Here is a 20544-nt window from a genome sequence, read left to right as displayed (position 1 = left end):
TGTCAGCGTGCGGCCTGGACGGCGAGGTTCAGTTCCAGGACGTTCACGGCCGGGTCGCCGAGCACGCCGAGGCCGCGGCCGGTGGTGTGTTCGGTGACCAGCGCGCGGACCAGGTCAGTGGACAGGCCGGTGACCCGTGCGACGCGGTTCGCCTGGAGGTCGGCGTAGGCGGGGCTGATCTGCGGGTCGAGACCGGAGGCCGAGGCGGTGACGGCGTCCTGGGGGACCTGGTCCGACGGGACGCCTTCGCGTTGTGCGACAAGGGTTCGGCGTTCGGCGATCACGGCGTCGTAGTCCTCGTTCACGGCGGACTTGTTGCTGCCCGACGACGACGACGGGTCACCGGGGCCGAGCGGGTCCTTCGACAGCGCGGAGGGGCGGGTGTGGAACCAGGGGTCGTTCGCCGGGTCCGCGGCGATCGGATCGACGCCGATCAGCGACGAGCCGACCGCCTGGCCGTCGCGGGTGATGACTGAGCCCTCGGCGTTGGCCTGGAGGCCGGGGATCCGGCTCAGGCCCCACACGGCGAGCGGGTAGAGGACGCCGGTGATCACGGTGAGGACCAGCAGGACGCGCAGTCCGGCGAGGGTCTGCTTGGCGAGGTTGTTCACGGTTACCCGATTCCAGGGATGAGTCGGACGAGCAGGTCGATCAGCCAGATCCCGGCGAACGGCGTCACGACGCCGCCAAGGCCGTAGACCAGCAGGTTGCGCCGCAGCAGCGCCGAGGCGCTGGAGGGCCGGTACCGGACGCCGCGCAGGGCCAGCGGGATCAGCACCACGATGATCAGAGCGTTGAAGATGACCGCGGACAGGATCGCCGACCGCGGGGTCGCAAGGTGCATGATGTTGAGCTTGTCGAGCTGCGGGTAGATGCCCGCGAACATGGCGGGCAGGATCGCGAAGTACTTCGCGAGGTCGTTGGCGACGCTGAACGTGGTCAGCGCTCCCCTGGTGATCAGCAGCTGCTTGCCGATCTCCACGATCTCGATCAGCTTGGTCGGGTCCGAGTCCAGGTCGACCATGTTGCCCGCCTCCTTCGCGGCGGACGTGCCGGTGTTCATGGCGACGCCGACGTCGGACTGGGCCAGCGCGGGGGCGTCGTTGGTGCCGTCGCCGGTCATCGCGACCAGCTTGCCGCCCTCCTGCTCCTTGCGGATCAGGGCCATCTTGTCCTCGGGCCTGGCCTCGGCGAGGAAGTCGTCCACACCGGCCTCGTCCGCGATCGCCTTGGCGGTCAACGGGTTGTCGCCCGTCACCATGACCGTCTTGATGCCCATCGCCCGCAGCTCGGCGAACCGCTCCTTCATGCCGGGCTTGACCACGTCGGACAGCCGGACCACCCCGCGCACGACGCCGCCGTCCGCGACGACCAGCGGCGTGCCGCCCTGGGCGCTGATCCGGTCGACCGCGGTGCCGACCGCGTCGGGGACCTCGCCGCCGTTGTCCAGCACCCACGCCCGGACCGCGCTCGCGGCGCCCTTGCGGATCCGCCTGCCGTCCAGGTCGATGCCGCTCATCCGGGTGTTCGCGGAGAACTCCACGAACACGCCGGTCTTCTCGTGGTCGCTCGCCTCGGCGGGCAGGCCGAACCGCTCCGCGCACAGCTCGACGACGCTGCGGCCCTCCGGTGTGCCGTCGGCGAGGCTGGAGAGCCGGACGGCCTCGGCCAACTGCTCCGGGGTGGTCCCGCCGACCGGTACGAGGTCGGTCGCGCGGCGGTTGCCGAAGGTGATCGTGCCGGTCTTGTCCAGCAGCAGCGTGTCGATGTCCCCCGCCGCCTCGACCGCCTTGCCGGAGGTGGCCAGCACGTTGCGCTGCACCAACCGGTCCATGCCCGCGATGCCGATCGCGGACAGCAGCGCGCCGATCGTGGTCGGGATCAGGCACACCAGCAGCGCGGTCAGCACGATCACCGACTGGGCGCTGCCCGAATACGCCGCCATCGGCTGGAGCGCCACGACGGCGAGCAGGAAGATGATCGTCAACGTGGACAGCAGGATCGTCAGCGCGATCTCGTTCGGCGTCTTCTGCCGCTCCGCGCCTTCCACCAGCGCGATCATCCGGTCCACGAAGGACTCGCCGGGCTTGCTGCCGATCCGCACGACGATCCGGTCGGACAGCACCGTCGTGCCGCCGGTCACCGCGCACCGGTCGCCGCCGGACTCGCGGATCACCGGCGCGGACTCCCCCGTGATCGCCGACTCGTCGACCGCGGCGATGCCCTCGACCACGTCGCCGTCGCCGGGGATAACCTCGCCCGCCTCGACCACGACGAGGTCGCCGACGTGGAGTCCGCCGCCGGGCACGCGTTCCTCGACGCCGTCCACCAGCCTGCGGGCGACCACGTCCTCCTTGCTCCTGCGCAACGACTCCGCCTGCGCCTTGCCCCGCCCCTCGGCCACCGCCTCCGCGAGGTTGGCGAACAGCACGGTGAACCACAGCCACGCCGCCACGCCGATGGAGAACCCGCTCGGGTCGCCGATCGCGAACACGGTGACCAGCACCGATCCGACCCACACCACGAACATGACGGGGTTGCGGAGCTGGTGGCGCGGGTCGAACTTGCGCAGCGCGTCCGGGAACGAGGTCAGCAGCTGCCGGGGGTCGAACACTCCCCCGCCGACCTGACGCCCTCGCGCGGGCGGCGGAACGTCCTCGACGGTCCGCTGTGGACGATGGGTTGTGGTGGTCACAGCAGTGCCTCCGCGATGGGACCGAGTGCGAGAGCGGGGATGAACGTGAGCGCCGCGACGAGCACGACGGCGCCCGCGAGGAGCGCGGCGAACAGCGGTCCGGTGGTGGGCAGGGTGCCCGCCGACTCCGGGACCTTCCGCTGGGCGGCCAGCGATCCGGCCAGCGCCAGCACGGCGACGATCGGGATGAACCGGCCGAGCACCATGCAGACGCCGAGCGAGGACTGGAACCAGTCGCTGGTGGCCGTGAGGCCCGCGAACGCGCTGCCGTTGTTGTTCGACGCCGACGCGTAGGCGTAGAGCACCTCGGACAGCCCGTGCGCGCCGGGGTTGTTCAACGCCTTGCCGATCTCGCCGGGCAGCATCAACGCGATGCCGGCGCCGAGCAGGACGACCGCGGGCATGGCCAGGATCGACACCGCCGCGGCGGTCACCTCGCGCCTGCCGAGCTTCTTGCCCAGGTACTCCGGTGTGCGGCCGACCATCAGCCCGGCCAGGAACATGGCGATGACCGCCATCACCAGGACGCTGTAGAGGCCGGTGCCGACGCCGCCGGGCGTCATCTCGCCGAACAGCATGTTCAGCAGCGTCCCGCCACCGCCCAGACCGCTGAAGCTGTCGTGCGCCGCGTTCACCGCGCCGGTCGACGTGCCGGTGGTGGAGTCGGCGAACAGCGCCGAACCGGCGATCCCGAACCGGGTCTCCTTGCCCTCCAGGGGACGCAGGCCGGTGGACTCGGCCCACCAGATCACCGCGAGCATCCCCGCCCACAGCGCGCCCATGACGCTGAGCAGCACGTACCCCTGCTTGCGGTTGCCCACCAGCGTGCCGAACGTGCGGGTGAGCGACACCGGGACGACCAGCAGCAGGAAGATCTCCAGCAGGTTGGTCCACGGGTTCGGGTTCTCGAACGGGTGCGCGGAGTTCGCGTTGAAGATCCCGCCGCCGTTGGTGCCGAGCAGCTTGATCGCCTCCTGGCTCGCCGCGGGGGCCAGCGCGATGGTGTGCGCGACGCCGTCGGGGCCGACCACGGTCACACCGGACCGCAGGCTCATCACCACGCCGAGCGCCAGCAGGGCGATGGCGGACACGAACGCCATGGGCAGCAGGACGCGCAGCGTGCCGCGGACCAGGTCGACCCAGAAGTTGCCGAGCCGGTCGGTCCGCGACCGGGTGAAGCCGCGGACCAGCGCCATCGCGACCGCCAGGCCGACGGCGGCGGAGACGAAGTTCTGCACGGTCAGGCCGACCAGCTGCACCGCGTGGCCCATGACGACCTCGGGCACGTAGGACTGCCAGTTCGTGTTCGTGACGAAGCTGACGGCGTTGTCGAACGCCATCCCCGGAGCGACCGCGCCGCGGCCGAAGTCGAACGGCAGCAGCGGTTGCAGGCGTTGCAGCAGGTAGAGGAACACCACGGACACGAAGGAGAAGCCCAGCACGCCCTGGGCGTAGGTGCCCCAGCGCTGCTCGGAGTCCGGGTCGACCCGGACGGCGCGGTACACCAGCGCTTCGACGCGGGTGTGCTTGACGCTGCTGAACACGTGGGCCATGTGGTCGCCCAGCGGGCGGTGGACCGCCGCCAGCGCCGCGATGAGGATGCCGACCTGGAGCAGGCCGGCGAGGGTGGACGGCATCAGAACTTCTCCGGCCTGATCAGCGCGACGAACAGGTACCCGATCAGCAGCAGGGCGAGCACGCCCGCGACGGCGTTCGCCAGTACCCCGGTGCCGCTCACAACCGCTCCAGACCGCGCAGCGCGAGCGCCGTCAACGCGAACACACCGATCAGCAGCAAGGCGTAGGCCAGGTCGGCCATCTGCGATGCTCCTTCCCCACTTGGGCTCCGGGCCACCCCGACGGCGGCCGCACACGGAGCGTGCACCCCCAACTCAGCCGTTCGGGGCTTCCCTGACGCTTCCTTGACACCTGCGACGAGCCCGTTGACGCGTTCCTGACGCCGTGGTGACGGCGGCGACACGGCATCACCCAATGTCGCGAACCTGCCGGGTTCCGCCGTGCCCACGACACGCACCCGTTCACGGGTACGCGCGAAAATCACCGTGCGTAGTGGGCTTCGCACCCCGTTTAACGCCCCGGAAGTGGCACGATGAGGTACGCGGGTTCGCCCCCCGGTCCGCGGCGGACAGCAGCCAGATCGGCTTCCGCACACCGGAGGGGTATGTCCATGGCGGCGCCCAGTCCCGTTCCCCGCTCCTACCCCACCCGTCCGCGAATGGGCGCGGCCGACGTCGACGCCGTCGAGGAGGCCACCCGGATCCTGCGGTCCGTGGACGGCGAGCACGGCGGCGGCCACTGCGTCGACACCGTGGTGGGCGCCCTGCCCATGGCCGACGCGCTGCTCCGCGTCCCCGCCTCGACCGGGGTCGCCGCGAGGATGCGCCGCGCGGTCGCGGACCTGCACAACCTGGCGGGCTGGGTCTGCTTCGACACCGGCCTGCACGACGACTCCCTCCGCCAGTTCCACCGGGCCCTCGAACTCGCGGGGGCGGACGGCGACAACGCCCTGACCGCCGACGTCCGCTACCGCCTCGGCCGGGTCTACCTGCACCACGGCGCCACCGGCCGCGCGTCCGCCGAGTTCCGGCTCGGCACCCGTGCCGCCCTCGCCTGCGGCTCCGCGCTCGCCATGGCGATCCTGCACGCGAACCAGGCGTGGGCGCAGGCGCGGATGGGCGCGCGGGAGGAGACGCAGACCCTGCTGGCGCGGGCCGCCGAGGAGTTCGCCATGGCCGACCCGGACGAGGCGCCGGGCTGGGCGGCGTTCTTCACGACCACCGACCTGCTCTCGCTGACCGGCACCGTCCACACCGAACTCGCGCAGACCGTCGACCCCCGGTTCGCCGACCTCGCGGTGTCCGAACTCTCGGTGGCCGCCAAGGGCTACAGCGCGAACATGGTGCGCAGCAAGGCGATGTGCCTCATCTCGCTCTCGACCGCGCTGCTGGTGTCGGGCCACGCCGAGCACGGCACCGCCGTCGGCCACGAGGCGGTCGACCTGTGCCAGCGCCTCGACTCCGTCCGCACCACGGCCAGGCTCCTGCTGCTGGGCAAGGTGGTCTCGCGCCTGCGCGGCCGCTCCGACGGCCTGACCGCCCGCATCGACGCGCTCCGCCCCGCCACCACCCACCGCCGCGACCGCGTCCGACCGGGCGCGCGGACGACTCCCTGACCGGTCCCGTGGAGCCGGACCCGTCATCCGGTGGCGCTGGGGTGCCACGTCGGGGAGGGGACACCGGTGGAGTTCGAGCTGCTCGGCCCCGTGCGGGCGCACGTCGCGGGTACCGCCGTGGAGGTCGGGCACGCCAGGCAGCGGTGGGTGCTCGCCGCGCTGCTGGTGGACGCCAACCGGGTGGTGACCGCGGACCAACTGCTCGACCGGGTCTGGGGTGAACGGCCGCCCGCGACCGCGCGGGGCACGCTGGCGACCTACGTGGCCCGGCTGCGCAAGGTGGCGGGCGGCGGCCTGGTGATCGAACGGCGGACGGGCGGGTACGCCGTGGTGGTCGCCGCGAACGACGTGGACCTGCACCGGTTCGAGCGGCTGCTCGCGCAGGCGCGCGGGACCGCGGACGACCGGCGGGCGGTGGAGCTGTACGAGCGCGCGCTCGGGCTGTGGCGGGCGGAGCCGCTGGTGGGGCTGGACACCCGGTGGGCCAACGGGTTGCGCTCCGCGCTGTCCGCCGCGCGACTGGCCGCGGAGCTGGACCGCGTCGACGTGCTCCTGCGCCTCGGCAGGCACTCGGCCGCCCTGTCGACGCTGCCCGCGCTGGCCGACGAGCACCCGCTGGACGAGGGGGTGGCCGGTCAGCTGATGGTCGCCCTGCACGGCGCGGGGCGGCTGGACAGGGCGCTCGCGCACTACCGGGAGTTCCGCGACCGGCTGCTCGACGAACTGGGCGCCGAGCCCGCGGCGACGTTGCGCGACCTGCACCAGCGGGTCCTCGCCGGTGCCGACGCCGTGGCACCGGCGGTCGCGCACCGCGTCGTGCCGCGCCAGCTCCCGGCCCGGCCGGGCGTGTTCACCGGGCGCGCGGAGGAGCTGAAGGAGCTCGGCGAGCGGCTGGACCGGCAGGACCGGAGCCGGGACACCACGCACGTCTCCCTCGTCAGCGGCGGTGGCGGGCTCGGGAAGACGTGGCTCGCCCTGCACTGGGCGCACCAGGAGGTCGACCGGTTCCCGGACGGCCAGCTGTACGCGGGCCTGCGCGGCTTCGACCCCGACGCGGACCCGGTCGAGCCCGCGGCCGTCCTGCGCGGGTTCCTCGGCGCGCTCGGCGTCACCGCCGACGCGGTCCCCGCCGACACCGACGACCGGGCGGCGCTCTACCGCAGCCTGGTCGCGGGCAGGCGGATGCTTGCGGTCCTGGACAACGCGGCCAGGCCCACCAGGTCACCCCGCTGCTGCCCGGCAGCCCGACCTGCACCGCGGTCGTGACGAGCCGCAACCTGCTGACCGGGCTGGTCGTGCGGCACGGGGCGCGCCCCGTGCCGCTGGAGCCGCTGTCCGGGGCCGAGGCGGTGGACCTGCTCGGCGCGCGGCTCGGCGCGCGGCGGATCGCCGCCGAGCCCGCCGCGGTCGCCCGGCTGGTGGAGCACTGCGGCGGCCTGCCGCCGGCGCTGGGCGTCGTCGCGGCGCGCGCGGCCGTGCACCCCGGCCTGCCGCTGGCGGACTTCGCGGACCAGCTCGGCGACCAGGTGTCCAGGTTGGACGGTCTGGACACCGGCGAGTCGCACCTGAGCCTGCGGGCGGTGCTGTCGTGGTCCTACCGCGCCCTGTCCCCGGAGGCCGTCGTGCTGATCGGCCTGATCGGTGTCGCGCCCGGAGCCGACATCGACCTGGCCTCCGCGGTCGCGCTCAGCCCGTTCCCACCCGACCGCACCAGGGCCGTGCTGCGCGGAGCTGGAGACCGCGAACCTGGTCGGCAGGCAGCGCGGGAACCGCTTCCGGATGCACGACCTGGTCCGGCTGCACGCCGCCGAGCAGGCCGCCGCCGCCACGCGCGAGCCCGCGTTGCGCAGGCTGGTCGACTTCACGACGCTCACGGCGTTCAGCGGGGCGATGCTCGTCGAGCCGCTCCGCACGCCGATCACGCCGGAACCGGCCGTGCCCGACTGCCACCCGATCGCGTTCGCCGACGACACCGCCGCCCGCGCGTGGTTCGAGGCGGAGCACGACGTGCTCGGCGAGGTGCAGCGGGTGGCGGTGTAACTGGGGCTGCACAACAGGGTCTGGCAGCTGGCGTGGTGCCTGAACACGTTCGACCACTGGCACGGGTACTACGAGCACCAGCGGACGATGTGGCTGCACGGCCTGGCGAGCGCGCGGGTGCTCGGCGCGCGGACCACCGAGGCGCTCGCCCGCCGGTTCCCCGGCGACATCTCCTCCCGGACGGACAGGCACACCGAGGCGACCGACCACCTGCGCGCCGCCATGGCGATGGCCGAGGAGTTCGGCGACGACGCCGTGCGGGGTCACACCCACCGCGCCCTGGCCGTGGCGTGGTTCCAGCGCGGCGACCACGCGCGGGCGTTGGAGCACCCCGAGCAGGCACTGCGCCGCTACCTCGCGTGCGGGCTCCGGGCTCGGGCGGCCGAGGCGCTCAACGCCGTCGGCGCCTACTCGTCCTGGCTCGGCCGGCACGAATCGGCCAGGGCCAACGCCGAGGCCTCGCTCGCGGACTCGGCTTCATCCCGGCGAGTGCGGCTCGCTGGGCACCCTCGCGTTCGTCGCGGGCAACACGGGCAGGCACGCCGACGCCGTGGAGCACCTGCGCCAGGCCGTCGCCCTGTGGCGCTCGGTCGGGAACCCGTCGCAGGAGGCCGACATGCTCATCCGGCTCGGCGGCGAGCACGCCGCCCTCGGCGACCACCGCCAGGCCCGCCGGATCTGGCAGCAGACGCTGCGGATGCTGCGCGACCAGCGACGCGGCTCCGACGTGGCCGAACTCGAACCCAGGCTGGCCGCGCTGGAGCGGTCCACCCCGGACGGATGAGCGGCCGGACGTCGGGCCCACCCCGTGGACCCGACGTCGCCACCCCCGTGGTGATGCCGCCCCCTGACGTGAAGACAGTGGCAGCCGGGGGTTGAGGAAAGATTGAACCGCAGGCCAGAGCCGGTGTTCGCTCCGGGGAACGACGAACCGGTGGCCTCCGGGGTGGATCCACCCCGGAGGCCACCGGTTCGCGGTGCCTTCTGGTCAGGCCTTGTCGAGATCGGAGATGAGCCCGTTCTGCACGGTGATCATCTCCTTCGACAGCGCGCGCACACCCTGGTGGGTGCCGCCGCTGCCGACGGCTTCCGCCATCTGCACACCGTCACGCAGGTGCCTGCCCATCAGGGCGGCCCACTGCTTGTCGAAGTCGGCGCCGTTGTACCCGCTGAGCTGGTCGACGTCCTTGGGGGACACCACCATCTCGTGCGCCTGGTGGCCCGAGTCGGCGACGGCGACCTTCCACTCGGTCAGCCAGCCGTTCATCTTGTCGATCTCGGACGTGCCCTCGGCGGTGATCGCGTCGGCGACCTTGATCACCTCGGGGTTCTTGGACCGGCTCCGCACCAGCGAGCTGATCTCCAGCGTCTGCTTGTGGTGCGGGACCATGTCCCACAAAAAACGGATGTCTGTGTCGTTCGCGCCCGCCTGCGTCGCAGCTGTGCCGCTCGCGATCGAGCAACCTGACACCAGCACGACGAAACCGACCAACGCAACGAGCAAACGGGCGCGCATGTACAACCTCCTGGGGCTCCTGAACACGACTACGGATGGACCGTCCGGTCGGTTCAGAGAAATACGGACCAATCGGGCGGGACCGCATCACCGCAGGTAGACGGACCGGTCCACACCGGCCGATCGACCCGGCGGGCTGCGAGCCCGGTGCCGGGGGTGCCCCGTCCCCCCGGCACCGACCCGGTCACCGAGCCGCGTACGACCCGGTGGTGACGTCCTCCAGCAGGCCGGGGCCCTGCGGTCGCCAGCCGACCAGCGCCGTCGCGCGCGAGGAGTCCGCGACGAGGGGCCGGGTGAGCTGGTCCGCGAACGGCCCCATCGTCTCCCTGGCCCGTTCCACGGGAATCGACACCGCGGGCGTCCCGGTCACCTGCCCCACCGCGGTCGCGAGTTCCAGCATGGTCGGGGCGGGATGGGCGACCGCGTTGAGGACCCCGGTCTCCACCGGTCGGGTGAGCACGAGGGCGTACAGCTCGACGAGGTCGCGCACGTGCACGGCCGACCACGCGTTCGCGCCGTCGCCGACGTAGGTGGCGGCGCCGGACTCCCGCGCGCCCGCCAGCATCCCGCCGATCATGGACGACCCGCCGTCGCCGAACACGAGACCGGGCCGCAGCACGAGCCCGCCTTCGGCGAGGACCCGGCGCTCACCGTCCACCTTGAACGGCTGCACGCCGTCGGCCGCGACGGGCGTGTCCTCGGTGGCCCGCCGGTCGCCGGTGTCGCCGTAGACCAGCGTGCTGCTCGTGTAGACGAACCGGCCGTGGCCGAGCATCGCGTCGAGCGCCTTCTCCTCCAACGGCCCCATGTCCGGGTCGGTGTAGTCGACGGCCGTGTGCACGACGGCGTCCGCGCCGACCGCCGACACCCGCAGCACGGCGAGATCGGTGAGGTCGCCCCGGACGACCTCGGCGCCCGCCCTGCCGACGAGCCCGGCGGCGGCGTCCGAGCGGGCGAGCGCCGTCACCCGGTGGCCGTCGGCGACCAGCCGGGTGAGCAGCGCGCGGCCGACGTAGCCGCTGCCGCCGGTGAGGAAGACGTGCATGGTGGGAACTCCTGGTGGGATCGTGGATTCGACCTCATGACCACACCAGCGATCCCCCTCTGGCAGAAGGATCGGCTCGGTATCGCGCTATACCCCCGCGGACGCCGAGACCGCCTCGACCGCCATCCGCACGAACGCGGCGACCGCGGTGGACGTGGACCGCTCGGCCCACACGACGTGCACGACGCTGCCGGGCAGTCCGGTCACGGGCACCGCGACGACGCTCCCGCTGCCCGCCAGGGCCGTCCCGATCGCCGTGGACACCACCGCGATCCCCTTCCCCAGCGCCAGGGCGGCGAGGAGCTGCGACAGGTCGTCCACTTCGGACACCAGGGGCTCGCCCGCGATGTCCTCGGCGCGCAGGACCTCCCGTCGTGCCAGCGGGTGCCGCGCGGACAGCACCACCACCACGGGCTCCGCGCGCAGCGGTTCGCTGTCGAGACCGGCGCCGTCGAAGCCCTCCTTCAGCAGCGCCACGTCGAGCGACCCGTCCCGCAGCCGGTCGGCGTGCGACGCGGACCCGGTGACGACGGTCTCGGCGGGCGCGTCCGGGTGGCGCTCGTTGTACTCCGCCACGAGGTCGCCCAGCAGCGGGGCGTCGCACCCCTTGCACGCCAGCCGGAGCGGCTGCGCGCCCATCGCCCGGCGGGTGCGGGTCAGCGCCCGCCGCATCCCGGCCTCCACGTCGTGCACCGACTCCAGCAGCACCCGGCCCGCCGGGGTCAGGTCCACGCTGCGGTACCCGCGCACGAACAGCGGGCCGCCGATCGCGTCCTCCAGTTCGCGGATCGCCCGCGACAGGGGCGGCTGCGACATGGACAGCCGCTCGGCGGCCCTGGTGAAGTTGCCCTCCTCGGCCACCGCGACGAAGTACCGCAGGGCGCGCAGGTCGATATCGCTGTCCAGCATCCCCCCACGGTAGGGGCGGCCCCGGTCGGGGTCGCGCCGGATCCGGACGGGTTCGCCGCCGTGGGCCGACCCCCGACCGGTCCGGCCCACGACGGCGTCCCGTCAGCGCAGGGTGTACCCCAGGACGCCTTCGACGATCTGCCCCTCGCAGTTCGGGTCGGGGGACTCCATGTGGTCACCGCCGCCGCGGACGAGGCACCGGTAGACCGGCCCGCTCGGCGCCGTGCCCGAGGCGGCGTCGAGGAAGTAGCCCAGCAGGCCGAGCGCGACCCGTCCTTCGCAGCCGGAGTCGAACGAGGTGAAGTTGTCGCTGTTCACGCGGCAGCGGTAGAGCGGGTGGGTGCCCGCGACCTGCGTCGAGTACGCCAGGCCGAGGCTCCCCTCGCGCTGGTAGCCCGCGGGCGCGCCGCTGGTCGACGTGAGGTGGTCCTGGCCGCCGAGGTAGCGCACGACGTCCACGGTCCCCGGCGTGGAGGGCCCGGATCCCAGGTACAGCAGGCGGTTGGGTGATCCGGCGCCCGCGTCGGCGATCTTGTTCACGCTGGCGTCGTTCACCAGCGCGGCCTGCACGGTGGCCGGCGGGTCCGCGGGGTGGGTCGCCAGGTAGGCGGCCGCGACGCCCGCGGTGTGCGGGGTGGCCATCGAGGTGCCGCTGATGGTGTTCGTGGCGCTGTCGTCGGTGTTCCAGGACGACGTGATGTTCACGCCCGGCGCGTACAGGTCGGTGCACGTGCCGTAGTTGGAGAACGACGCGCGCCGGTCGGTGATGTCGGAGGCGTTGACCGTGATGGCCTCGGCGACCAGGGCGGGGCTGAACGTGCAGGCGTTCGCGTTGGAGTTGCCCGACGCGATGGCGTAGGTGACGCCGCTGGCGATGGAGCCGCGGACGGCCGCCTCCAGCGGGGCGGTCGCGGCCGACGCCACGGCGCCGAGGCTCATGTTCGCGACGGCGGGCTTCACGGCGTTGCCGGTGACCCAGTCGACGCCGCTGATGACCTGGGCGAAGGTGCCCGAGCCCGCGCAGTCCAGCACCTTCACCGCGACCAGCTGCACGGACTTGGCCACGCCGTACTGGGCGCCGCCGACCGTGCCGGCGACGTGCGTGCCGTGGCCGTTGCAGTCGGTGTTGTTCCCGTCGACCGCGTTGTAGCCCCAGCTCGCCCGGCCGCCGAACGTGCTGTGCGTCGTGCGGATGCCGGTGTCGACGATGTAGGCGTGCACGTTCGCCGCGGTCGTCGGGTAGGTGTAGCTGGAGTCCAGCGGCAGGTCGCGCTGGTCGATCCGGTCCAGTCCCCACGACGGCGGGTTGGGCTGGGTGTCGACCGCGCTGATCCGCGCGTCCTGGCTGACCGAGGCCACGGCCGGGTCGGCGGCGAGCTTGCGCGCGTTCACCGCGCTCGTGGTGACGGAGAACCCGCGCAGCGCGTGCCGCCAGGTCGCCTTGACCGTGCCGCCGTAGCGCGAGACGAGACCGTCCGCGGTCTGCTGGACGGCCGACTGCGCGACGACACCGTCCTTCAGCACGACGACGTACTGGTCCGGGACCGCGGTGGCGCCGACGGCCGCCGCGACGGTGCCCTCCGGTGCGGCCGACGCGGTGCCGACGCCCACGCCGGGGAGCGCGAGCAGGGCGGCGGCACCGAGGACGACGACCGCCCTCCGGCGGGCGCCGGGTAACGGGGGTGATGACTTCATCGGACTTCCTCCAATAGCGGACGAACAGGTCGAACGCGGCGGCACCGGAGCGTGGCAGCAGTCGCGCGGACCGCACATCGGCCGGCCGGGTTACCCCGCCCCCGGCCCGTGCACCCTGTCGGCCGACTCCGGTAGCGCACAGCGAGAACGCCGCACCACCCGCTTGGCCGACCGCCGATCCCCTTGCCGCGCAACGGATGGGCCCTGGCTTGGCCACATGCCGGGAGCCGGGCGCCTCGACCGCGGTCCGGCCGTTCGACCAAGCGGGTGCCGCGGCTCCCGGCGCACCGGTATTCCGCGGGGTCGGAAACCCGAAGCGCCCCAACGTCCTCACGGTCGAACGCGACGGAGACGAATGCCGCAGCGACCGCCGTCACGGCGGCACGGCGGGCATTTGGGCCGGTGGGCGCACGGGCGGGATCGGATCGTCACCGGCGGTGACGACAGGACCGGATGGTCTGCACAGGCAGGTCATCCGGGGTGCGCGCACCCGTTTCGGGCGGACACGACGCGTTGTCGCCGTCTCAACAGGACACCGCCACCTCCTCCGGGGCACGGCGGCTCCACTCCACTAGCATCGCCCCACCGCCAACCGCCAGTACCAGGAGTTCCGAGTGCCAGACCAGAACCGGTGGATAGCCGGGCGCTACGCGTTGCAGGAGCAGCTCGGCGCCGGCGCCATGGGGCGCGTCTGGCGAGCCGTCGACCAGAAGCTGGAACGCGTCGTCGCGGTCAAGGAGCTGCTGCTGCCGTCGCACCTGGACGAGCAGCAGGCCGAGGACGCCCGGCGGCGGGCCCGGCGGGAGGCGCGGATCGCCGCGCGGCTGCACCACCCCAACGCGATCACCGTCCACGACGTCGTCGAGCACGACGGCCAGCCGTGGCTGATCATGGAGTACCTGCCGTCCAAGAGCCTGTCCGCGGTGATCTCGGAGACCGGTCCGCTGGCCGTCGCCAACGTGGTGCGCGTCGGCACCCAGGTGGCCACCGCGATGACCGCCGCGCACCGGGCGTCGGTGCTGCACCGCGACATCAAGCCCGGCAACGTGCTGCTCGGCGACGACGGCACGGTGAAGATCACCGACTTCGGCATCTCCCGCGCGCTGGACGACGTCAACGCCACGGCCACCGGCCGGTACGCGGGCACCCCGGCGTACTTCGCCCCCGAGGTCGCCAGGGGCGGCGAGGGCAACTACCCGTCGGACGTGTTCTCGCTCGGCGCCACGCTCTACACCGCGGTCGAGGGCACGCCGCCGTTCGGCCTCACGGACAACGCGATCGCCCAGATGTACCGCGCCGCGGCGGGCACCGTGCGGCCGCCGGAACGGGCGGGCGCGCTCACCCCGCTCCTCGCCAGGATGCTGGCGCTCGACCCGGCGGCCAGGCCCACGATGGCCGAGTGCGCCGACCAGCTCTCCCAGCTCGACCGGCACACCTCCCCCGCCCCCACGATGATGGTGGGGCTCGGGGACCTGTTGACCTCGCAGGTCTCCCGACCGCCCTCCGCGGTGGACACCGGGAAGCGGCGGCGGTGGGTCGTGGCGGTCGTCGCGGCGGCGGTGGCGGTGCTGGTCGTGATCGGCGGCGGCACCTTCTTCTACCTCGACCACCAGGAGTCGTCAGCGGTCGCGGCGGGGCCGTCGAGCACCGGCGGCAGCCCGGCCACGTCCCCGGCGAAGACCTCCGAAGCCGCCAGGACCACGACGTCCGCGCCGAAGGTCGCCACGGCCCCGCCGCCCGCCAGCGCACTGCCCGCCTCGGGCAGAGCGCTCGTCTCCCAGGCGTCGAACCTGTGCCTGGACGTGCCGAACAAGGCCACCGACAACGGCACCGGGATCACCATCTTCGACTGCAACGGCGGGGAGAACCAGCGGTTCGACTTCACCGCGGCTGGCGAGATCAGGGTGTACGTCACCAAGTGCGTCCAGCCCAAGGACGCGGGAACCCAGGCCGGCACGCCGTTGGAGATCACCGACTGCAACGGCGCGGCCTCCCAGAAGTGGACGCTCCGGGCGAACGGCGTGGTCGCGGGCACGCAGTCCGGGCTGTGCTTCGACGTCTTCAACGCGGACACGACCTTCGGGACGCCGATCATCATCTGGACCTGCGCCGGAGCCGTCAACCAGCTGTGGCGCCAGGGCTGACCGGCGCTCACCGGCGCGCGTCGACCTCCGGCCGCGGCACGTCCACGGCCGACCTGCTCAGCGCCACCGTCGCGAGGACCACCACCGCGACGAGCACGCCGATCAGCAGCCACTCCGCGCCGCGCACCCGCAGGTGCTCGTCCAGCACCGCGACACCGAGGGCGACGGCCACCACCGGTTCGCCCGCGGTCACGATCGGCAGCGACGCCGCGAGGTCCCCCGCCTGGAACGCGTTCTGCTGGAGCAGGGTGCCGCCCACCGCGGCGAGCACCAGGCCGTAGGTCTCCCAGTGGGTCGCCACCGCGACGGGCCCGCGGGCGAGCAGGTCGACCACGCCCTTGGTCAGCGCGGCGGTGAGGCCGTAGGCGACCGCGGTGGCCACGGCCAGCAGCGCCGCCCTGGCACCGCGGTACCGGGACGAGCCGACCAGGCAGCACACCAGCACGACGGCGACCACCACCCCGGCGGGCAACCAATGCGCGGGCGAGGCCCGGTCGCGGCCCGCGGTCGGCTCCCCCACGACGACGAACGCCGCCAGCGCCACGACCAGCAGCACCGCCCAGGTCCAGTCGGCCCGGCGCAGCCGTCGGCCCGCCCACCGGGCCCCCAGCGGCAGCGCGACCAGCAGCGTGGTGACCAGCAGCGGTTGCACGAGCAGCAGGGAGCCGAACCCGAGCGCCGCGGCCTGCGCGAGGTAGGCGCCGAGGTCGCTGAGCGTTCCGACCCACCACGACGGGTGGCGGATCAGCGCCCGGATCAGCCGCAGGCCGCCGAGGTCGTCGTCCGGCACGGTGCGCGCGGCCCGCTGCTGGGCGACGGAGGCGACCGCGAACAGGACGGCGGCCAGCAACGCCAGGACGATCGCGAGACCCGCGGCCCCGTGGTGGCGGCCGAACCCGACGACCAGGTCCCAGTGGTCGGCGTTCATCGAGGCGATCTGGCGGTCCGGTACTCGCGCACGACCACCACGATGACCGCGATGTCGAGCACGGCCAGCAGCGGCAGCACCAGCGAGCCCGTGCGCACCGCCCGGTACAGCTCGTAGACCACGAACAGCCCCAGCACGACCACGGCGACCGGGTAGGCGGGCAGCCACTTGCGCAGCAGCGCCGCGACCAGCCCGAGCTTCACGACCCCGTGCAGGGCGAGGTAGACGACCGCGAACGTCGGCCGCCCCGACGTGAACTCGTCGGCCGCCGTCGACAGGTGCCGGGCCAGCGTCCCGTCGGGCGGGCCGAGCAGGTCGTGGGCGAGCACGTCGGCGACCAGCCGGTGGATGGCGGCACCGGGCACGAGGAGCAGGAACAGCGCGCCGAGCAGTTCGGCGGCGCCGTCGACGCCCTTGACGACCATCGCCGTCCGGAACAGCGCCTCGGTGCGGCGCGAACCACCGCCGGGCGCCCCCGCCGTCGTCCCCATGACCGCACCAGCACCCTTCCCGCGTCGCTCCCGCCAGGAGGCAGGCTACGTCCGGAAGCCGATCATCGCGCGGCGGTCCACCGCGTTGCCGCCCGCCCCCGAGGACCCGCCGACCGGCCGTCCGCGCCACGACCGGGCACACCCACCCGAACGGACCGCGCAAAACCCTCCGGATGCCCCTTGACCGGGTCATCGATGTTGAGGTCCGATGATTCTCCGCCGCCTTCTGATTGGTGTTGTTCGATCCCGAAGGATTGGGGCTGCATGAACCACGCAATGAAGCGTCGTACAGCGCTCGGCTCGGCCGTACTCGGACTGCTCACCACACTCACCTGGTCCGTGGCCACGGCCCCGCCCGCGGCGGCCCTGGACAACGGCCTGTCCCAGACGCCCGCCATGGGCTTCAACAACTGGAACTCCACCCACTGCCGGGCGGAGTTCAACGACCAGATGATCCGCGGCATCGCGGACCTGTTCGTCTCGCGGGGCCTCAAGGACGCCGGGTACAACTACGTCAACATCGACGACTGCTGGGCCGAGACGAGCCGCGACTCGGCGGGCAACCTGGTGCCGAACCGGACGCGGTTCCCCAACGGCATCAAGGCGGTCGCCGACTACGTGCACGGCAAGGGCCTCAAGTTCGGCCTCTACAGCAGCGCGGGCACGATGACCTGCAACGAACTGGGGTTCCCCGGCGGCATCGGCCACGAGCGGCAGGACGCGAACCTGTTCGCCTCGTGGGGCGTGGACTACCTGAAGTACGACAACTGCGGCGACCACCTCGGCCAGGGCGGGCAGCAGCGGTACACCGCCATGCGCGACGCCCTGCTCGCCACCGGCAGGCCCATCCTCTACTCCATCTGCGAATGGGGGTCGGAGTCGCCGTGGGACTGGGCCCAGACCGTCGGCAACAGCTGGCGCACGACCGGTGACATCGAGGACAACTACGGCAGCATGCTCAACATCTTCAAGTCCAACGTGACGCGGTCGACGGACTCGCAGCGCGGGGCGTGGAACGACCCGGACATGCTGGAGGTCGGCAACGGCGGGATGACCGACGCGGAGTACCGCAGCCACTTCACGCTCTGGTCGATGATGAACGCCCCCCTGCTGATCGGCGCCGACCTGCGCACCGCGAGCGCGGCGACGTACTCGATCCTCACCAACCGCGACGTGATCGCCCTGGACCAGGACTCCCTCGGCGTTCAGGCCGCGGAAATCGGCAACACCAACGGTTTGCACGTCCTGGTCAAGCCGCTGGACAACGGCGACACGGCGGTGGCGCTGTTCAACGAGACCGGCTCGACCGCCACGATCGGCACGACCGCCGCCGCGGCCGGACTCGGCAACGCCACGTCCTACCGGCTCACGGACCTCTGGTCGAAGGCGGTCTCCACCACCTCCGGCACGATCAGCGCTTCCGTCCCGGCGCACGCGACCGTGGTCTACCGGGTCGCCAGGACCGGCACGGCCACCACTCCCCCGGCGGGCACCACGCAGGTGTCGGCGCTCCCGGCGAGCCTGGCCTCCGGCGCGTGGGGCCCGGTGGAGAAGGACCGCAGCAACGGTGAGAAGGCGGGGGGCGACGGCCGCACGCTGACCATCGGCGGCACCACCTACGCGCGCGGCATCGGCGTCCACGCCCGCAGCGAGGTGCGCTACTACCTCGGCGGGAAGTGCACCGGCTTCCAGGCGTGGGTCGGCGTCGACGACGAGGTCGGCGACAACGGCAGCGCGTCGATGGAGGTGTGGGCGGGTGCCGGGCAGCTCGCCGCCACGACCGTGCGGGGGACCGAGGGCGCCAAGCGGATCACGGCCGACGTGACCGGTGAGCAGTACGTGAAGCTGGCCGCGATGCCCACGGCGGACGGCGCGCGGTTCGACCACGTGGACTGGGCCGACGCCACGGTCACCTGCACCTGACCCGACGCGGTACCAGGGGGCGGCCGTCCGGCGGGACGGCCGCCCTTCTTGCCGGAACGGCAACAAAGCGTGCCGGAACCGGTACGCGGACCGCATCATGGTCGCGGAGGTGATGAACCATGGCACCGGAACCGCCCGTGACCACGACGACCGAGGGGAACTCCCCGTTCTCGGCCGCGACCGAGGCCCGCGTGTGCGAGATCGTCCTGGGCGATCGACGGCACGGACTGCGCGCGGACTGACCCGCACGCCACCGCGCACCACTGCTCCTGTGGTGCGCGGTGGCGTGTTCAGTGATTAGCACCTGAGAACGCGAACATTGCGCCACCCGGACCTTGACCTGGCATCTCCGTGAATCCTACGGTCGGGCGAACTGCTAAATGTTATCGCTCACATTCCCTGTCACAGGTCCCGAAAGCGCGGGTTCGACGATGCACCCTGCTCCAGGTACGCACAGGTTCCCCAGGCGATTCGCCGCGGTCGTGGTCGGCGCGGTCCTCGCGCTCGTCGCGCCCGCGATCGCCGCCCCGAGGGCCACGAACGCCGATCCCCAAGCCGCCGCGACCACCTACACCAACCCGATCAAGTCCCAGAATGGCGCCGACCCCTGGCTGGTCCACCAGGACGGCGACTACTACCTGATCAGCACCACGTTCACCAACACGCTGGTGACCCGCAGGTCGCCCACGCTCGCCGGGCTGGCGACCGCCCCCGGAATCCAGGTCTGGCAGGACACCACCGCCTCGCGCGGCACCAACATCTGGGCGCCGGAGCTGCACCGGTTCAACGGCCGCTGGTACCTGTACTACTCCGCGGGCGCGGTGGGCGCGGCCTGCTGCGACACCCAGCGCACGCACGTGCTGGAGAGCGCGGGCACCGACCCGTTGGGGCCCTTCACCTACAAGGGGATGCTGACCGGCTCGAACCTCAACCCCGGCGGCTGGCTGATCGACGCGAGCGTGCTGTCCCTCAACGGTTCGCTCTACCTGCTGGGGTCGGGCTCGATCAACGGCGGCAAGCAGAGCCTCGTCATCGCGCCGATGAGCAACCCGTACACGCTCAGCTCGTCCACGTTCAGCGTCATCTCCAGCCCGACGCTGTCGTGGGAGACCTCGGGCGCCGCCGTCAACGAAGGTCCGGTCGCGCTGCAACGCGGCGGGAAGACGTTCATCGTCTACTCCGCGAGCTACTGCGACACCGCGGACTACAAGCTGGGGCAGCTCACCTACACCAGCGGCAGCCCGCTGTCGGCGTCGTCGTGGAGCAAGAAGTCCACGCCGATCTTCCAGCGCAACGATTCCGCAGGCGTCTACGGCCCAGGCCACAACGGGTTCTTCACCTCGCCGGACGGCACCGAGAGCTGGATCGTCTACCACGCCAACAGCTCCGCGAGCGGCGGCTGCGGCAACGGCAGGACCACACGCGCGCAGAAGTTCACCTGGAACTCCGACGGCACCCCGAACCTGGGCACCCCGCAGGCCACCGGCACCGCGCTCACCGCGCCCTCGGGCGAGACCGCGGCGACGCCGGCGGCGTACAAGCTGGTCAACCGCAACAGCGGCAAGTGCCTCGACCTCGACGGCGGGTCCACTTCGGACGGTGCGAACGTGCGCCAGTGGACCTGCAACGGCGGGAACAACCAGCGGTGGCGGCTGGAGGACCAGGCCGACGACACCAGCAGGCTGGTCAACGTCGCCTCCGGCAAGGTGCTCGACGTCGCCGACTGCTCGACCGCGGACGGAGCCGACCTCCGGCAGTGGAACTGGCTCAACAACACCTGCCAGCGCTTCCGCATGGTCTACACCGCGACCGGCGGCTGGGTGCGGCTGGTCAACCAGGCCACCGGCAAGGTCGCCGACGTGGCCGACTGCGGCACGGCCGACGGCGCCGACGTGCGCCAGTGGACGTGGCTGGGCAACACCTGCCAGCAGTGGTCGATCCAACCCGCCTGATCCCCACCCGCACG

General features: G+C 72.5%; 21 protein-coding genes. 8 read left to right on the top strand and 13 right to left on the bottom strand.

Going from position 1 to position 20544, the window contains the following annotated elements:
- Nucleotides 1-2 precede the first annotated feature (2 nt).
- Genes kdpC through RM788_RS49400 form a run of 5 tightly spaced genes read right to left on the bottom strand, consistent with a single transcriptional unit; the run spans nt 3 to nt 4720 of the window.
- Nucleotides 3-611: a K(+)-transporting ATPase subunit C gene (kdpC, locus tag RM788_RS49420; RefSeq protein ID WP_315928437.1), complete on the bottom strand. Its 609-nt coding sequence runs from the start codon at nt 609-611 to the stop codon at nt 3-5.
- Between the two features lie 2 nt (nt 612-613).
- The gene (gene kdpB, locus RM788_RS49415; RefSeq protein ID WP_315928435.1) at nt 614-2695 is read right to left on the bottom strand and encodes a potassium-transporting ATPase subunit KdpB; all 2082 of its coding nucleotides are present in this window, start codon (nt 2693-2695) and stop codon (nt 614-616) included.
- Nucleotides 2692-4332: a potassium-transporting ATPase subunit KdpA gene (gene kdpA, locus RM788_RS49410; protein ID WP_315928433.1), complete on the bottom strand. Its 1641-nt coding sequence runs from the start codon at nt 4330-4332 to the stop codon at nt 2692-2694. Before kdpA ends, kdpB begins: the two co-directional genes overlap by 4 nt.
- Nucleotides 4332-4433 carry a K(+)-transporting ATPase subunit F gene (gene kdpF / locus RM788_RS49405; protein ID WP_315928430.1) on the bottom strand — a complete coding sequence of 34 codons (102 nt, stop codon included), beginning with the start codon at nt 4431-4433 and terminating at the stop codon, nt 4332-4334. The genes kdpA and kdpF overlap by 1 nt, the downstream gene beginning before the upstream one ends.
- A complete protein-coding gene (locus tag RM788_RS49400) occupies nt 4430-4720 on the bottom strand; it encodes a hypothetical protein (protein WP_315928428.1) in 291 nt (96 codons plus the stop codon). The genes kdpF and RM788_RS49400 overlap by 4 nt, the downstream gene beginning before the upstream one ends.
- Before the next feature lie 162 nt (nt 4721-4882).
- Between RM788_RS49400 and RM788_RS49395 the strand changes: the two genes are divergently transcribed.
- A complete protein-coding gene (locus RM788_RS49395) occupies nt 4883-5887 on the top strand; it encodes an NsdA family TPR-like regulatory protein (protein ID WP_315928426.1) in 1005 nt (334 codons plus the stop codon).
- Between the two features lie 66 nt (nt 5888-5953).
- A complete protein-coding gene (locus RM788_RS49390) occupies nt 5954-7153 on the top strand; it encodes an AfsR/SARP family transcriptional regulator (protein ID WP_315928424.1) in 1200 nt (399 codons plus the stop codon).
- Here the strand turns inward: RM788_RS49390 and RM788_RS49385 are convergent.
- Complete coding sequence (locus tag RM788_RS49385; RefSeq protein ID WP_315928422.1) at nt 7042-7452, bottom strand: hypothetical protein; 411 nt, start codon at nt 7450-7452, stop codon at nt 7042-7044. The two genes, RM788_RS49390 and RM788_RS49385, sit on opposite strands and share 112 nt — an antisense overlap.
- Before the next feature lie 214 nt (nt 7453-7666).
- Between RM788_RS49385 and RM788_RS49380 the strand changes: the two genes are divergently transcribed.
- Entirely contained in the window at nt 7667-7927 is a 261-nt protein-coding gene (locus RM788_RS49380) for a hypothetical protein (protein ID WP_315928420.1), read from the top strand.
- Nucleotides 7928-7995: 68 nt separating this feature from the next.
- On the opposite strand, the gene RM788_RS49375 is transcribed toward RM788_RS49380, so the two are convergent.
- Entirely contained in the window at nt 7996-8151 is a 156-nt protein-coding gene (locus RM788_RS49375) for a hypothetical protein (RefSeq protein ID WP_315928418.1), read from the bottom strand.
- 275 nt (nt 8152-8426) lie between these two features.
- Here RM788_RS49375 and RM788_RS49370 point away from each other — a divergent pair, with 275 nt between their 5' ends.
- A complete protein-coding gene (locus RM788_RS49370; protein ID WP_315934930.1) occupies nt 8427-8711 on the top strand; it encodes a tetratricopeptide repeat protein in 285 nt (94 codons plus the stop codon).
- A 204-nt stretch (nt 8712-8915) separates the two neighbouring features.
- Here RM788_RS49370 and RM788_RS49365 read toward each other — a convergent pair whose 3' ends face one another.
- From RM788_RS49365 to RM788_RS49350, 4 genes are all read right to left on the bottom strand, one after another.
- Complete coding sequence (locus tag RM788_RS49365; RefSeq protein WP_315928416.1) at nt 8916-9443, bottom strand: DUF305 domain-containing protein; 528 nt, start codon at nt 9441-9443, stop codon at nt 8916-8918.
- Between the two features lie 184 nt (nt 9444-9627).
- On the bottom strand, nt 9628-10488 hold the full coding sequence (locus RM788_RS49360) for an NAD-dependent epimerase/dehydratase family protein (protein ID WP_315928415.1): 861 nt from the start codon (nt 10486-10488) through the stop codon (nt 9628-9630).
- An 87-nt stretch (nt 10489-10575) separates the two neighbouring features.
- A complete protein-coding gene (locus tag RM788_RS49355) occupies nt 10576-11397 on the bottom strand; it encodes a LysR family transcriptional regulator (protein ID WP_315928413.1) in 822 nt (273 codons plus the stop codon).
- 102 nt (nt 11398-11499) lie between these two features.
- Nucleotides 11500-13092, bottom strand: a complete 1593-nt coding sequence (locus RM788_RS49350; RefSeq protein WP_315928411.1) for a S8 family peptidase — start codon at nt 13090-13092, stop codon at nt 11500-11502.
- 614 nt (nt 13093-13706) lie between these two features.
- Between RM788_RS49350 and RM788_RS49345 the strand changes: the two genes are divergently transcribed.
- Complete coding sequence (locus RM788_RS49345; protein ID WP_315928410.1) at nt 13707-15236, top strand: protein kinase domain-containing protein; 1530 nt, start codon at nt 13707-13709, stop codon at nt 15234-15236.
- Between the two features lie 7 nt (nt 15237-15243).
- On the opposite strand, the gene RM788_RS49340 is transcribed toward RM788_RS49345, so the two are convergent.
- Both RM788_RS49340 and RM788_RS49335 read right to left on the bottom strand, forming a co-directional pair.
- Entirely contained in the window at nt 15244-16164 is a 921-nt protein-coding gene (locus RM788_RS49340) for a DMT family transporter (RefSeq protein WP_315928409.1), read from the bottom strand.
- A complete protein-coding gene (locus RM788_RS49335) occupies nt 16161-16655 on the bottom strand; it encodes a DUF2127 domain-containing protein (RefSeq protein ID WP_315928407.1) in 495 nt (164 codons plus the stop codon). The genes RM788_RS49340 and RM788_RS49335 overlap by 4 nt, the downstream gene beginning before the upstream one ends.
- Before the next feature lie 264 nt (nt 16656-16919).
- Between RM788_RS49335 and RM788_RS49330 the strand changes: the two genes are divergently transcribed.
- The 3 genes from RM788_RS49330 to RM788_RS49320 all read left to right on the top strand — a co-directional run bounded on the left by RM788_RS49330 (nt 16920) and on the right by RM788_RS49320 (nt 20530).
- Complete coding sequence (locus RM788_RS49330) at nt 16920-18578, top strand: NPCBM/NEW2 domain-containing protein (RefSeq protein ID WP_399342491.1); 1659 nt, start codon at nt 16920-16922, stop codon at nt 18576-18578.
- Nucleotides 18579-18697: 119 nt separating this feature from the next.
- Entirely contained in the window at nt 18698-18820 is a 123-nt protein-coding gene (locus RM788_RS49325; protein ID WP_315928405.1) for a hypothetical protein, read from the top strand.
- A gap of 189 nt (nt 18821-19009) precedes the next feature.
- Nucleotides 19010-20530 carry a family 43 glycosylhydrolase gene (locus RM788_RS49320; RefSeq protein ID WP_315928403.1) on the top strand — a complete coding sequence of 507 codons (1521 nt, stop codon included), beginning with the start codon at nt 19010-19012 and terminating at the stop codon, nt 20528-20530.
- Nucleotides 20531-20544 lie beyond the last annotated feature (14 nt).

It is taken from the genome of Umezawaea sp. Da 62-37, assembly GCF_032460545.1.
Classification (GTDB): domain Bacteria; phylum Actinomycetota; class Actinomycetes; order Mycobacteriales; family Pseudonocardiaceae; genus Umezawaea.
The sequence above is the reverse complement of the archived record's forward strand: the minus strand, read 5'-3'. Positions and strand labels throughout refer to the sequence as shown.

Coding starts and splice junctions, on each gene's coding strand:
- RM788_RS49335 (WP_315928407.1), bottom strand. CDS start 16,655: ATGGGGACGACGGCGGGGGCGCCCGGCGGTGGTTCGCGCCGCACCGAG.
- RM788_RS49355 (WP_315928413.1), bottom strand. CDS start 11,397: ATGCTGGACAGCGATATCGACCTGCGCGCCCTGCGGTACTTCGTCGCG.
- RM788_RS49380 (WP_315928420.1), top strand. CDS start 7,667: ATGCACGACCTGGTCCGGCTGCACGCCGCCGAGCAGGCCGCCGCCGCC.
- RM788_RS49395 (WP_315928426.1), top strand. CDS start 4,883: ATGGCGGCGCCCAGTCCCGTTCCCCGCTCCTACCCCACCCGTCCGCGA.
- kdpA (WP_315928433.1), bottom strand. CDS start 4,332: ATGCCGTCCACCCTCGCCGGCCTGCTCCAGGTCGGCATCCTCATCGCG.
- RM788_RS49360 (WP_315928415.1), bottom strand. CDS start 10,488: ATGCACGTCTTCCTCACCGGCGGCAGCGGCTACGTCGGCCGCGCGCTG.
- RM788_RS49350 (WP_315928411.1), bottom strand. CDS start 13,092: ATGAAGTCATCACCCCCGTTACCCGGCGCCCGCCGGAGGGCGGTCGTC.
- RM788_RS49340 (WP_315928409.1), bottom strand. CDS start 16,164: ATGAACGCCGACCACTGGGACCTGGTCGTCGGGTTCGGCCGCCACCAC.
- RM788_RS49375 (WP_315928418.1), bottom strand. CDS start 8,151: ATGGCGGCGCGCAGGTGGTCGGTCGCCTCGGTGTGCCTGTCCGTCCGG.
- RM788_RS49325 (WP_315928405.1), top strand. CDS start 18,698: ATGGCACCGGAACCGCCCGTGACCACGACGACCGAGGGGAACTCCCCG.
- RM788_RS49330 (WP_399342491.1), top strand. CDS start 16,920: ATGAACCACGCAATGAAGCGTCGTACAGCGCTCGGCTCGGCCGTACTC.
- RM788_RS49320 (WP_315928403.1), top strand. CDS start 19,010: ATGCACCCTGCTCCAGGTACGCACAGGTTCCCCAGGCGATTCGCCGCG.
- RM788_RS49365 (WP_315928416.1), bottom strand. CDS start 9,443: ATGCGCGCCCGTTTGCTCGTTGCGTTGGTCGGTTTCGTCGTGCTGGTG.